The following is a 13,333-nucleotide window of genomic DNA, read 5'->3' as shown; positions in this document are numbered from 1 at the left end:
TGGCGATTGCCGAGTTGATCAGCGGTGCCGCGTCGAGCGTCCCGTTGTCGGGGAACGTCTGTCCCGGGGCGAGGAAGCTCCGAAGGTCGTACTGCGCCACCACACCCGAGAAACGCGGGTCATCGAGCGGGGCATAAGTAGTCGCAGCTGCCGTTGTGGTCAGAAACAGATCCGGGTCGGGAGCGGGCGGTCCCTCGTACATGGTGCGCAGTTCACGCATCCGCCAGGTTCCGGTGTCGGGCAGGACGATCTTGAAGGAATCGCCGGCCTGGGCGAGGCCGTTCGCCGACAGACGCGGGGAGACGTCGTACTCACCGCCGGGGACCTCGGTGAGCTCGTACGCCGAGTCCTCGACTTTGATGATGTGTTCGATGCGCACCAGCGTCTTGCCGTCGCCGGCATCACGTTCGGAGGTGGCGACCAGCGAGATCACACCCTCGATCAACGCGGTCGGATCAGTGATCCGGTAGTCATCCCACAGTGTTGCGGTCATCAGGGCTCCTCGGGTGTCAGGGTCGAGTGATTCACAGCGGGCCGGGGCCCAGGGTGCCGCCAGTGCTCAGCAGGCCAAGCTCGGGATTCTCGGGGTCGGTTCCGCGTAGCGCGGCGTCCCAGCAGCTGAGGCGGAGCCATCCCTGGGGGAGGTCACCGCCGTCGTCGGGGTCGCGGGTGATGACGATGTCGATGCCTGGCAGCTCGTCGAGGTGGATTGTCTTCTGTTCCATGTGATTTCCTTACGATCCGGGCGGGCTCATCAGCGCGCCTTTGAAGAACGTCATGTCGCCGCCGGGGCTGCCCTGGATGTTGAGCGTGAAGCCGGCGAGCAGCGCGCAGCGGATTGTCTGCCCCGCCTGGGCGTACACGATGAAGCTGTCCGACAGCGTGTGATCATCGGCCGCCACTGCGGTACTGCCGCTAGTCCATCTATGTTTCAGGCCGCGTTCATACAGGGCGCCGCCGACGTAGCAACCCAGAGTGAAAGTGCGGGTGGCGTTGGCGGGTACCGCGTACGACGACACAGTGATGCCGACCTTGATCTGGTACCAACCTGATTTGGGTACGACGATCTCCCCGGTGCCCAGGGTGCCCAACGTGACACCCACACCCAGCTCCGCGGTATCGAACAAGGTTGGGAACACTGAACCTTCCGCGACCGCCACGGTCGAAGTCGCGGCCCGGTACAGCCGCCAGCCCACACCGGTCAGGCCGGCGCCCGCGGGTAGATCGGCCATCGCGAAGTTCGCGATGGCGGGCATCGGCGCCTGGCCGAATACCCCGCCTCCGATGCCGACGCGCAGTCCAGACCATCGGTAGCCGGCGCCCAGCATGGTCACGGGCCCGGTGTCGGTCCAGGAGATGATGATCGTGCCGTTAAGCAGGACCTGGAATTGCCGGACGCTCGTGAGGGTGCCTGCCCGTAGTTCGAGGGTGTCCCCGGCCTGCATTAGATACCCGTAGGTTCCGCGCGAGACCTGCACTCCGGCAACGACGGTTATTAGTCTGATCGCACTGTCGCTGCCGTACTCCACGCCCACGGCGTTGAGGGGGGAGGCTTGACCGTTGACGATTCCGGTAGTCGTGTCGGCGCGCGCGAACAGGGTTGTGTTCGCCGACCCGATTGGCCAGGTGCCCGAGATGGTGTCCGAAACCGATTGGTAGTCGGTCAGATACTCGGTGCCGAGGAACCGGTCATACTCGGTGGCGCCAGAGGTGCCGGACGATTTCCATGCCGCTTTGTTCGATGTAATCCCCAGGGTGCCAGCGCCGTTGCGGTACGGGCTCCACTCGCTGCCGAGGTCGGCGCTGTTGGCGCGGGTGAAGTTGTCTGAGTCGTACCGGCCGCCCGATGCCGCGGCCTGCTGGGCTGCCAGCAATGCGGCCAGCGCAGCCTTGGCTTCGACGGCCTGTGTCGTCGAGTTGATGATGTCGAGGATCATGCCGCTGATGTCGGTGAACACCTGGGACACCGGAAGTGCGCCACCGGATCCGCCGACGCCGAGGTTGATGTTCTCGACGATGTCCCGAATTTGGTCGCCCGCTTGTTTCGCCGCGTCGAAGAGGTCCGTCAGCGGATTGCCGCCGGGCAGCGGGTCGCCATCGAATGCCGCTTTGAGCGCCCCGATAACGTTGTCGAGGTCGCCGATGATCGGGATGCTGTCCCACCAGTCGTTGAGTGCGGCCTCGATCTCAGCGATGGTGTCGTAGTCCTCGATCGGCACACCGAGCAGCTTGTGCAGTAGCCACGCGATCGGTTTCGCCAGAACAAAATCGCCCAACTCCTCGACATCGAGTTCCATGTCCCACGACCCGATGGTCTGGGGCTGGGACCCCGCAGGGATCGGCGCGCCGTCAGGTGAGGTCACGTCATCACGTCCCGCACCTCGGCGATGTCAGCCCGGATCTTCTGTACGACATCGGGGCGCGAATCGACGAGCAGCGGCAATGCATCCTCGACGGTGCCGAGCAGACCGCCGACCGCCTTCTTGATGCCGCGCAACTCCACGCGTACCTCCGCCCGGAACTCCTGGTATTCGTCGGTGATGTTCGCTGCGAGCTGTGTGTACTTCTCATCGCGTTCAGCCACGCGCACAGCAGCATTCGCGCGTTCAGACTTCCGGCCGAACCAGCCCGCAAGGAACGCCGTACTCACCGACGCCAACACCGTCAGGCCAGTGGTGAGGAGCACGATCAGCGCTGCGCCCATGAATTCTCCTCATCTCCGTCGCCGTCCTTCTCTTTTTCTGCCTGGATCACCTTCCGGATGTCGCGCACTGCGAGCAGCGAGCAGCCGATCGCCACAGCGAACACGACTCCGGCCGCGAACAGGCCTTTGGACCATGACTCCTGAACCACAGCAACGACATACGCGAGCAGCAGGCCGGCGACTCCGATGTCGCCAGCGAACTGCATCCAGTAGCCGGTGTAGGTGTTGGCGGCATCGATCTTGATGACCCGCCCGAGGCGCGACCAGTGCACCCCGAGCAGGGTGAGCGCCGGGCAGATCATCGTCATTGACACCCAGATGGGAGTTCCAATGTCCCCGAACGCCGAGTGGGTGGATGTCGGGGCGGTGTAGGCGCTCATGTACAAACCCATCACGAAGATGGCTGTGTACTTGAGGGCCTGGTAGAGCCGCATCGACTCGCTGTCGAGGAGTGTCCAGAAGCGGCCGCTGATCGGCAGCAGCAGCTGCCGGAGCATGCTCACGCCGTTGCGTCGAACTCGTCGGGTCCGATCTGGACAGCGTCGATCGTGACCTTGGGTGTGAGGTTGGGGCGACCAGCGACGAGCCCGAGGATCACCGATGCGGCGGTGAATACGAGGGCTTGCTGCTCCGGGGTCCACTCGAGCCCGTAGTACACAGCGAGCGGCACGACTGCCTGCAGGGCGGCGAGGATCGCCGGTACAACATTCTCTCGGACCTGCGTGGCGACGATCAGCGCGAGGATCGCGCCGACCACGGCCTGAATGAGCGCCTGGGCGTCGGCCGCGATCGGGGTCAGGAAACCGCCGATCAGCGCGACAGCAATCATGATGGCCGCCGAGATCGCGGCAGGCTCGCGACCGAAGATAAGACGGGCTGGGAGGTTGGTGGTGTGCGTGGTCATGATGTGTTCTCCATTCATGTCAGTTGATGATGTCGGGGCCGTCTTGGGTGAACAGTCCGACGACGTTGTCGGGGGAGAAGGCCATGCGGCCCTTCTCGAATTGCTGCCAGATCGCACCGGATTTGGTTTTGGTCTCCATCGACACCGGGTAGCCGTAGGGGCCGTTCTCGAAGCCGGACTTGTTCCACTTCTCGCGGATCTTTCCGCCGATCAGCACGCCGGCCTGTTCGTTCTGCCCGGGGTGACCGCGGCGGTAGATCGCGCCCCCCTCGAAGCCCTGGACCTCGCCGCCGGCGAGCACCGAGTGAGACCCGGTCGGATATCCGGCGACGCCCTTCTCGGCGCCGAGCTGGTACCAGGTGTGAAAGATGTAGTTGGGGATGGCATGTGCGCCGGTGGTGTCGGTGAAGTACACGTAGCCGTTTTCGTACTTCACCCATTTCCCGCGGCCGTCGGGGGTTATGGTTTCGCCGGCAATACCTTCGGGGGCGAGTCGTTTGCCGATCCATGCTCCGGCCTTGGCGGCTTCCTTGTTGATGAGGTTCTCTGGTGGCACTGCGGGTACTCCTGTCAGGTATTCGCGGACGTATGCCTCGGCGACGTCCCATGGGAAGTTGGGTCCGAGGTCGGAATGGTCGCCGATGCCCAGGACACGGGTGACGAAGTAGTGGTCGGCGATGCACGGTCGGTTGCCGAGCGGATAGTTGCGGCCGGGGTTGACGACCTTTCCGATCGGGTATTTCTTGCTGTCCTGCACTGCGATCCACGCGAAGATCGCGATGTCGTTGCGGCGTTGTAGCCACTGTTCGCGGGTGAAGCTGGCTCGGGAACCGGCGAACACGAAGTTGATCGATCGAGGGTTGGCGTCGAGTACCGACCATGAGGCAAAGTCGGTGTCGACCATGTCGACGAGGATCCCGTCGCGGCACACGTAGTGATAGCTGAAGTTTCCTGACGAGTTGCCAGAGGCCGCCAGGCCTTGAGCAGTGGCGTTCCCTTCCTCGGTGTGCCCGAGGAAGAAGACCACTGCGGCGCCGAACCGGTTGCTGCGGTTGTTGCCCATCATGTCGATTTCGCGGAATGCTGGTGCGCCCATGGGCGTACTCCCTACTGGTGGTGTTGGTTTCGGTGTCGATGCGCCGGGATGTCCGGCACCTGTGAGCCATGCGGCGGGGTCGATCTTCTGGCCGTCGCCGTAACCGCGGGGCCATACACTGATGTGCAGATGCGGTCCGGTGGATCCGCCGTTGGACCCGACGTAGCCGATCAGTTGTCCGGCAGCGACTTTCGATCCCACTCGCAGGCCCGTCTTGAATGCGTCCCACATGTGCCCGTACTCGAGGCACCCTGCGCCCTGGTTGTCGTCGGAGTCGATCACGATCCACTGGCCGTATCCGTCGGCCGCACCGATGTACTGCACGGTGCCGGCCTGGCACGCGTAGAAGGGCGTGCCGTCGGGGGCCGCGAAGTCCAGCCCCGCATGGAACCCACCCGGACGGGACCCGAAGCCCGACGAGATCGAGTACTTGCCCGCAGCGATCGGGTACAGGCGCGTCATCGGAGCTCGTCCAGATGCTCGTTGGTTTCGTCGACCAACTGCCGGAGCTCGGCGGGGGTGAGACCGGCCAGAGCCTGTTTGGCTTCGGCGACCGGGTTGACGTCGGGGAGTGGACGCTTGATGTCCTGCCAGGTGCCGAACGAGGTGAGATCACTACCGCCCCGGGTGGGACCGACGCGGACGATCCTGGCCTTGCTCGGGTCGATCGATCCGCCGATCAGCTCGAGGTGCTCGGCGAGTCTGTTGTGGGTCTGGGGGAGCTGGATCGGACCCCGCGATGACGGCACCCACACCCGTGTCCTCCCGCGGCCGACCCACTGCCCCTCGAGGGGAATGTCCTTGAAGTACTCCGCCCACTTGTGAGCTTTGCCCGGGCTGTACGGTTCATAGCCGGGTTCGCCGGGGTATGTCATGACGACATCACTCCCTGCTGCTGGATCAGCGTCATGATGTTCTCCTTGTAACGCATCAGCTTCGCGGCAGGCTCTTCCTCGGCCTGACCGTTGCCGATGGTGATGGTGTTGGTGGGCAACGTGTTCCGGTCCCACTTGAGGTTGATGCGGGTGACGTTGTCGACGTAGAGTTCTCCGCCGATCTCGAACGCGACGCGGTCCATCAGGTCGAAGTGCTTGCCGACGACGTACGGGCTGCGGTCGCCGATCTCGGCAGTGAAGCTGGTGTAGCCGCGGGTGTCCCAGAACCCGGTGCGCATCGCCTGCAACGTGGAGAGGGTGAAGCCGACACCCGGACCCTGGACCCAGTGCTCCCAGTACGCGTCCGGTCCCATCTTCGCCTTGCGCGGAAGGTTCGGCATCCGGTGGAACGCGAGGATGGTGTCCTCGAGGAGAAAGTCGAACACACCGAGCGCGAGACCCGAATTACCAATGGCCGCACCGAGATACCCCAACGCAGCGTTCGCGGCCAATTTAGCGACGCTGTTCACCCACTGGGGGCTCTTGCCGCCTGAAACCATCGCGTAGGCCAGAGCCTTGTGGATGGTCATCGTCGACGACGACACCGTGGAGTACTTCCCCTCAGGGAACGCGATCCACGGAGCCTCGTTCTTGACGCCGAACCAGTTCAGCATCTTGTACTCGGGGACCTCAGGCCGCGAAAGCAGCGCCAGGATCTCGTTGATGTAGTCCGACGCACCGGTGGCGACGAGGTTGAGCATCCCGTCGATGAATGTTCCAGTGGGCCCGGAGTATCCCGACTTGTCGATCGCCTTGAACACGCGGACCGAATGATCCTGCAGCGTGTAGAAGTCCGGAGCAGGTTGCGGGTCGCCCGGATTCCAGCGCATCGGCTTGAGCAGGATCCGCGCGTCGTCGAGCGTTGGCTTGATCAGGTCATGGAACATCGGGAACCGCGCCGAAAGCACGGTGTGCGCCGAGGGATCGAGGAGTGGGTTGTTGGGAACCATCGTGGTCCACCAGTTGTCGGGGTTCCAACCCTCGAACCAGCTGCCCGGATCGAAGATGTCTGCCGGCGGCTCATACAAGGGTGCTTGGACGCGCCACATGTTCGTCAGCCCGTAGAGATTGATCCCCGAGATCGACGGGCCCGCGTACGGCATCGCCTTGATCGGCTGCAGCTCGGCGGGCAGCGGTGGGTTTGCGAAACACACCAGCTTCTTGGTGACGTTGTAGTCGTGCAGGAAGTGGACGCGGATCGCAACGAGCTTGCCCGCCTGCATGACTCGCTGGATCGAGTCGCACTTGCCGTTCCATTCGCGCCACCGCGTTTTGACAGTGACGTGGACGTCTTCCTCACGCAGCGATGGCCGCAGCAGCCACTCGGTGAGCATGTGCTCGGCGAGGATCGTGAACTCACCCTCGCCGGCCTCGTTGGCGAGGTCGTCGAAGTCGCCGGCCAACTCACCTCGCAGGTTGCATACCACCTGCCACTCTTTGTCCTTGACGATGATCTGCGGGCGTTCGAGGCGCTGGCGTTCCTCGATCGCGCGGCGCTGCAGGATGTGGTGGCGGACGTCGTCGAGATCGATTGTGGAGACGGCCATCAGAACGGCCTCCGATACAGCGGCCGCATGTACGCCTTGACCTCGGCGGCAGTGGTCCCGCCTTCGACCGAGACCGGGACTTCCACGGGGACCTTGGTTTTCGCAGGGATCGCGTGCTGGAACTTCATCGCCGCCATCCGCGCGATTGCCTGACTGTTGCCCATGTCCTCGAGCTGGATCTGGAACTGGTCGGTGTCGACCAGCCAGTCACCTTCCTCAGGTGAGAAGTCCGGCAGCGGTAGCGAATCCCCAGCGATGCCGTCAGGGACGGTGTAGATCTCGCCGAGTTCGAGGTTGCGGCCAGCGAACTGCGGCCAGATTTCGACGTCGCCGGGATTGGCCATCCGCAGCACACCCTCGCCGGTGCCGTCGGTGTTGGTCCACTTTGACGTCATGATCGGGCCGCGGAACCACGCGCCGTAGGCGATCGTCGGCATCGTCCAGTCGAAGACCTCCTCGGGCTCGAAGTCGAACGGCTCAGACGGGTACTTCTGCAGGCGCAGGTCGATATCGCGCATCTGCCCGCGGTGGTTGTAGACCTCGAGGGTGCCGTCCTGCTCGTCCGACCACGAGTCCCACCAGCGCTCTTCGACTTCTTCCCAGCCCTCCTCTGTTTCGGCGGAGGTGAAGATCTTCATGTCGATGACCCGGGGGTCGGTCTTCGGGATGCCGGGCCGGGCGCCGGCCATGTAGGCCGGGCGCTCGTCGAGCGGCACCCGCACGGGGTGATAGAGCCCGGCGAAGGAGGTCAGGAACACGCCCTCCTCGCCCATGCGGGGCCCGTGCAGGTGCCACACCGAGCCGTCGACACCGCGCCAGATGACCAGCCGCCCGGCGCTCATCGCTGCCTCGATCCGTAGCCGGCGGACCCGGCCCACTGCTCACGCCGGAACTCGGTCACGATGTCGCCGGCAGTGTTGCCGTGAACGGTGATGTACTGGTCCCCGCCGCGACCGCCCGCGGACTTCACGAGCTCACGCACAGCCTTGGTCTGATCTGCCACCACACCCCACTGGTTCTTCTTCAGGACGAGCTCCGGTTCATTGAGACCGTTGAAACCGAACGTGCCGGGCTGCCAGATGCCGCCGGTGTCGAACAGTGCTGCCTTGTCGACGAGGCCTTCGGCGATCGGCATCATCGGGGCGTACTTATCGGGGAACCCGCTGCGCTGCACCGACTGAGCGGCTACGCCCATGTCCATCGACTCCCAGTTCGGCAGCTTCACCAGGCCATTGAGGAACATGCCCGCAGACCGGAACGGGTCCATGCGGTCAGCGACCGTGCCCCACGCACCGTTGTCGCGCTGCTGGAACAGGCCCACGCTGTCGTGGTCGGAGCCGACCGCGTCATGCGGGAACTTCAGCGACTCGGGCACCGCGTTGTTCGCCCACATCTTCAGCGGGTTGCCGGCCTCGACGAGAGCTGTGCCGTTGGCGATGATCGCAGCCCTCTTGATCAGCCCCATTTCCTTGGCGGCCCGGGTGATCTCGTACGAGTAGAAGTCCGGTCCCTGCTTCGGGATGTCAGGCATTGCCGTTTCGAGGGGCACCTCCGTCGTGCCTATCGTCGATCCGTTGCCATAGGTGGGCGGGGTGTATCGGCCGGTGGTGCTGTCGATCGCCGAGTTGCCGGCCTGCGCTCCGGAGGTCGTCGTCGAGTCGGTTCCGGTGCCAGCGGACACCCGGACGTTCGATCCGTCGTCGCTGGAGAACGCGCCCGCCGGATCGGTCATCCAGCTCGGGACGCCGAAGAAGTCGACAACACCGTCGCGGAACAGACCCGCGGCGTCGACGAGCAGCTCCTGGCCCGTCTTCAATCGCGAACTGTCCTGCGTGGTCGTCGATGGTGCCGACGGCTTCGTGATCGCCGCGGCCTCGAGCACGCGACGTAGCAGCTCCATCTGATCCCAATTGACGACACCCTCGGGCTTGCCCGTCTCGTTCGTCACAACCGACTGGCCCATTGGGATGAGTCCGCCCTTGTCGCGCCACAATCCAGGGACGGCACCACCCTCAGCGAAACCCAACAGGTTCGCAGCAGCGCCGATCGGATTGCTGACAACACTGGCGATGGTCGACGAGATGTCCTTGGCCTTGTCGTACACCTCAGCGACCTTTTCGCCGAGACCACCGACAACGTCGAACAGTTTCTCGACCGCAGCGTCTTTCGTTCGCGTCAGGGCCTTCCCGGGAACAGCGAGCCACTCCGGCGGAGCGGTACCGATAACGCCAGCGATGCCGTCCTTGATGGGATCAAGTGCCTTATCGAGGATCTCCTTGACCTTCTTCTGCAGAATGCCCATCTTGTCGGTCGACGACAGTCCATCTGCCCCAACGAGGCCCTCGGGTGCGACGTTCGGGTCCATCGCTTTGTCCTGGTACCAGGCGTGGACGTGGTCCATGTGGTTCTGAGTGGGTGATCCGCGGTCCTCCATCGGCGACTTCCCGCCGTCCGGGGTCCACACCGTCTGGCGCCACAGGTTGTGAATCAGCGGCAGCACCTTGTTGTTTGCCAGCGCCCACCCGTTGATCGCGTCGCCGGTCTTCATGTCGTTGCCGACCATCACATCGAGTGCACGGCCCGACGGGTGCTCGGGGTAAGGGTCTTGGCGGTAGCCGCCAATGTCCTTGACCTGCGGCCAGATGTGGTGAATCAGGCGCTTCGCCAGGACTGCGATCGACTGCAGACCGCCCTCTCCGGAACTCGGTGACAACCTGGTTCCCGCGGCAACGCCGCCGCCGTCCTTGAACCTGGGCATCGTTGGATCGATGCCGTGTCCGGCCGGGGCGACACCGCTGGGCGTCCAGGTGAATGGCATGCCGGACTCGACCATGCCGCGCATCCGGTACATCGCGCCGTGACCACCGGCCTTCGCAACGTCGGCGACATCCCAGACGTGCTCATCGGGCATCATCAGCGCGTGCACAGAGTCCTTGCCGCGCTTTGCTCCCTTACCCATCGGAACCGGACCACCCTCGGCGAACGTCACCTTGTCGAGCGGAGCCATCTCCTTGAGCCCGGGTAGGAACCCGGCGACCTTGTTCCACGCCTTGAGGAGGCCCTCGTTCCAGATCGTCTCGATGACGAAGTTGATCGGCGTCGCGACATAGCCTTTGAGCTTGTCCCAGGTGGTCTTGATGCCTTCGACGATCGTGCCGAAAAAGTCGCCCACGGTCTGCAGAGCGGTCTTGACGCCTTCGAACGCCGGTTTGATGATCGTGTCTACGATGACCCGGATTCCGTCGCCGAGCAGGTTCCACCCCGACTTGATGGCGTCGAAGATGATCGACAGGCCGCTCCACATGAGGTCGGCAGCAGTCTTGATCCCATCGAACACTGGTTCAATGACGTTGTGCCACAAGAACATGGCAGCAGTCTCGATGCCCTTCCAGGCGAGTTTGAGCAGATCCCAGTAGACCTGCACGGCAGCCCACCACAGTCCGATCGCCGCCTTGATGCCATTGAACACTGGTTCAATGACGTTGTGCCACAAGAACATGGCGGCAGTCTCGATGGCCTTCCAGGCGAGTTTGAGCAGATCCCAGTAGATCTGCACGCCAGCCCACCACAGCGAGATCGCTGACTTGATGCCGTTGAACACTGGCTCGATGACGTTGTGCCAGAGCCACAGGGCGGCGATCTCGATGGCCTTCCAGATGAGCATCAGCAGGTCGAAGTAGATCTTCACTCCCGCCCACCAGAGACCGATCGCCGCCTTGATGCCGTTGAAGGCCGGTAGGATCGCCGAGTTCCACAGCCACAGCGCGGCGTCGCCGATCCATTTCAGCGCGGCCATAAAGGCGTCGAACCCCGGCTTGAGTGCGTTGTCCCAGACTGCGGTCCACGCGGCCTTGATGCCCTCCCATGCCTTCTGCACGATGTTGCGAAAGGTCTCGGAGTTCTTGTACGCGAGGATGATCGCCGCGACCAGCGCGACGACCGCAACCGCGATCAGCACGAACGGGTTCGCCATCATCACGGCGTTGAACGCGATCTGGATGCCGGTCCAGATCTTCGTCGCATTGCTCACCACGAGCATCACCGCGTTGTAGAGGGTGATCGCGATTGTCATGGCCTTGACCGCTAGGGCGAGAGCCAACAGCTGCGGCGCGAACGGGGCGAGCATCGTGACGATCGTCGCGATGTGCGGGGCGAGCACCGCCAAGATCTGTGACCAGGGCGTGAAGGCATGCACCAGGGTCGGGAGGATCGGCGCGAGGTTGGTCATCACCTTGCCGAGCGCCGGCATCAGCGTCTCGGCCATTTGAACAAGTCCGGGGGTGGCCTCCTTGATTGCTTGGCCGACTGAAACGAATCCGGGTGCGAGGCCGGCTGCTGAGGTGGCGCCGAGATCGCGGAACAGCGCGATTAGCGGGCCCACCACGTTTGAGACGTTGGTGAAGACCTGCCCGATCGTGGCCATCGACGATTCGAAGAACTCTTTGATCTTGCCCGTCTCCTGGGCCTGAACAAGCCAGTCCGACAGTCGCTTCGCCGAGTCGCCGAGACCGCGGGTGAGCGGCTCGAAGGCCTGTCCCGCGCCGGCGCCGATGGCGGCGAAGCCCGGCAGCAGGTTCGCGAGCGTCTGACCGAACCGGGCCGCTATCGCCGAGGACGTACCCAGCCACGTCGACACCAGATTGACGCCCTGCGCCGAGTTCAGCCAACCGGCGGCGCTCTTGGCGCCATCGTTGAATCCGCCGGCGACATTGCGCATCGCATCACCGAGCAACGGCATCCACGTGTTGGCCAGCGGCTGAACCTGATCCGAGAGCCCCGCGAACAGCGAGTCCTGCACCGACTTACGCATGTCGTCCCACGCTGGTTTGACCGTCTGCACCGCGCCGACGAGCGCCTGGGCATTGCCCGATAGCTTCGCCATGGCTTCGGCATACGGGTCGGACCCCGCGCTGGCGCTGGACTTCGGGTTGCGGGCCTCGTTGAGGGACTCCTGGGCCTGTTGCACCTGGTGCGTGGCGTCCTTTACCCGCTCCTGGGCGGCCACCACCTCGTCCGAGCCTTCGACACCCTTGGACCGGGCATCGGCGGCTTCCTTCGCGAGATCACCGTTGTCGCGCTGGATCTCTGCGACTCGGTGTTCGGCCTCCTGCACCCGCAACGCGGCGCGTTCGCGTTCGCGGCCAGTGTCGAAGTCGCCGGCCGCGAGCTCGTCGCGAGCGTCGGCGAGATCGAGGGCCGCTTCCTTCTCGGACAGCGCCGCACCCTGCAGCTGCAGGTCGAGGTCGCGGAGCTTCTTGCGCGCGTCGTCACGGGCCCGCCCGACGTCCTTCTGTGCGTCAGCCTCATCCTCGACCGCCTGCGCGAGCTGATACTCAGCGCTCCGAATCTGCTTGGCAGTGTCGACGGTCTCGCCGCCACCGCCGGTCGAGGCCTTACCCATCGACTTGAACGCGTCACCGACACCGAACAGGCCAACCTTCAGCGTCCCGACGGCGGCACCGACCGCCGACATTCCGGCAACCGCGGCTCCAGCGGCGACACCGCCGAGGGTCACCAGCGCAGCGCCAGCGGCGGCGATGACCGGGCCGAGGGCACTGACCGCACCGAGCAGGGCTGCGGCACCGATCGTCACCATGCTCATGGCCCGTGCCATCCGCGTCATCATCCCGATGACTCCGGCGACTGCCTGCAACACGAGGATCGCCGAGGTGATACGGGCGATCTGGGTCGCCACTCTGCCCGCGATCATCGCGATAAATCGCAGCGCCCCAGCGAGTTTCATCAACCCGACTCCGGCGACCATCTTCAAACCGGTCGCGGCCGCGAGCAGGCTCAGGCTGAACATCTTGGCCGCGCGCGCCGCCAACCCGATTACTGTCGCCGCGGTCCCGACATTGCGGATCACCGATCCTGCCGACGAGCTGATGAACCCGAATGCGGCTCGAATTGTGTTGAGCCCAGACCTCATTCCCGACGCGAAGCCATTCGAGTATCGCTGTCCATGTTGGCGTCCGACCCGCTCCGCCTGATTGGTGCTGCGCAGACCCTCGGCGAAGCTCTCGCCCGCGACCGCACCGGCGCGGCGGCTCTCACCCGCGAGACGCGAGTTGAGTTGCTTGCCGATTCCGGAGATCCCGCGCAGCGACGCGAAGACCTGGAGTGTTGCGTAACCAACGTTGGACAACG

11 protein-coding genes are annotated in these 13,333 nt (G+C 64.3%); all 11 read right to left on the bottom strand.

All coding sequences use genetic code 11. The annotated features are described in order from the left end of the window. The coding region (locus VIQ49_RS20540; protein WP_331888088.1) for a hypothetical protein at positions 1–493 on the bottom strand (493 nt) is incomplete at its 3' end. A gap of 31 nt (positions 494–524) precedes the next feature. Next, positions 525–725: a hypothetical protein gene (locus VIQ49_RS20535; protein ID WP_331888086.1), complete on the bottom strand. Its 201-nt coding sequence runs from the start codon at positions 723–725 to the stop codon at positions 525–527. 9 nt (positions 726–734) lie between these two features. Next, a complete protein-coding gene (locus VIQ49_RS20530; RefSeq protein WP_331888084.1) occupies positions 735–2,363 on the bottom strand; it encodes a DUF7257 domain-containing protein in 1,629 nt (542 codons plus the stop codon). Then, positions 2,360–2,704, bottom strand: coding sequence for a hypothetical protein (locus tag VIQ49_RS20525; RefSeq protein WP_331888082.1), 345 nt, complete (start codon positions 2,702–2,704; stop codon positions 2,360–2,362). The genes VIQ49_RS20530 and VIQ49_RS20525 overlap by 4 nt, the downstream gene beginning before the upstream one ends. Then, positions 2,689–3,201: a hypothetical protein gene (locus tag VIQ49_RS20520; RefSeq protein WP_331888080.1), complete on the bottom strand. Its 513-nt coding sequence runs from the start codon at positions 3,199–3,201 to the stop codon at positions 2,689–2,691. The genes VIQ49_RS20525 and VIQ49_RS20520 overlap by 16 nt, the downstream gene beginning before the upstream one ends. 2 nt (positions 3,202–3,203) lie before the next feature. Beyond that, entirely contained in the window at positions 3,204–3,608 is a 405-nt protein-coding gene (locus tag VIQ49_RS20515) for a hypothetical protein (protein ID WP_331888078.1), read from the bottom strand. A gap of 19 nt (positions 3,609–3,627) precedes the next feature. Further along, positions 3,628–5,166: a peptidoglycan DD-metalloendopeptidase family protein gene (locus tag VIQ49_RS20510; protein ID WP_331888076.1), complete on the bottom strand. Its 1,539-nt coding sequence runs from the start codon at positions 5,164–5,166 to the stop codon at positions 3,628–3,630. After that, positions 5,163–5,579: a phage gene 29 protein family protein gene (locus tag VIQ49_RS20505; protein ID WP_331888074.1), complete on the bottom strand. Its 417-nt coding sequence runs from the start codon at positions 5,577–5,579 to the stop codon at positions 5,163–5,165. Before VIQ49_RS20505 ends, VIQ49_RS20510 begins: the two co-directional genes overlap by 4 nt. After that, entirely contained in the window at positions 5,576–7,186 is a 1,611-nt protein-coding gene (locus VIQ49_RS20500) for a hypothetical protein (RefSeq protein WP_331888072.1), read from the bottom strand. The genes VIQ49_RS20505 and VIQ49_RS20500 overlap by 4 nt, the downstream gene beginning before the upstream one ends. Beyond that, the gene (locus VIQ49_RS20495) at positions 7,186–8,028 is read right to left on the bottom strand and encodes a hypothetical protein (protein WP_331888070.1); all 843 of its coding nucleotides are present in this window, start codon (positions 8,026–8,028) and stop codon (positions 7,186–7,188) included. The genes VIQ49_RS20500 and VIQ49_RS20495 overlap by 1 nt, the downstream gene beginning before the upstream one ends. Further along, positions 8,025–13,331 (bottom strand): hypothetical protein, encoded by a 5,307-nt coding sequence (locus VIQ49_RS20490; protein ID WP_331888068.1) that lies wholly within the window; start codon positions 13,329–13,331, stop codon positions 8,025–8,027. Before VIQ49_RS20490 ends, VIQ49_RS20495 begins: the two co-directional genes overlap by 4 nt. Between the last annotated feature and the right edge of the window lie 2 nt (positions 13,332–13,333).

Origin of the sequence: Williamsia sp. (assembly GCF_036566845.1) — a bacterium.
In the GTDB taxonomy this organism is placed as follows: Bacteria; Actinomycetota; Actinomycetes; order Mycobacteriales; family Mycobacteriaceae; genus Williamsia.
The sequence above is the reverse complement of the archived record's forward strand: the minus strand, read 5'-3'. Positions and strand labels throughout refer to the sequence as shown.

Excerpts from the sequence above, each read along its gene's own strand:
- VIQ49_RS20525 (WP_331888082.1), bottom strand. The coding sequence starts at position 2,704 with ATGGGCGCAGCGCTGATCGTGCTCCTCACCACTGGCCTGACGGTGTTG.
- VIQ49_RS20505 (WP_331888074.1), bottom strand. The coding sequence starts at position 5,579 with ATGACATACCCCGGCGAACCCGGCTATGAACCGTACAGCCCGGGCAAA.
- VIQ49_RS20510 (WP_331888076.1), bottom strand. The coding sequence starts at position 5,166 with ATGACGCGCCTGTACCCGATCGCTGCGGGCAAGTACTCGATCTCGTCG.
- VIQ49_RS20495 (WP_331888070.1), bottom strand. The coding sequence starts at position 8,028 with ATGAGCGCCGGGCGGCTGGTCATCTGGCGCGGTGTCGACGGCTCGGTG.
- VIQ49_RS20535 (WP_331888086.1), bottom strand. The coding sequence starts at position 725 with ATGGAACAGAAGACAATCCACCTCGACGAGCTGCCAGGCATCGACATC.
- VIQ49_RS20500 (WP_331888072.1), bottom strand. The coding sequence starts at position 7,186 with ATGGCCGTCTCCACAATCGATCTCGACGACGTCCGCCACCACATCCTG.
- VIQ49_RS20515 (WP_331888078.1), bottom strand. The coding sequence starts at position 3,608 with ATGACCACGCACACCACCAACCTCCCAGCCCGTCTTATCTTCGGTCGC.
- VIQ49_RS20520 (WP_331888080.1), bottom strand. The coding sequence starts at position 3,201 with ATGCTCCGGCAGCTGCTGCTGCCGATCAGCGGCCGCTTCTGGACACTC.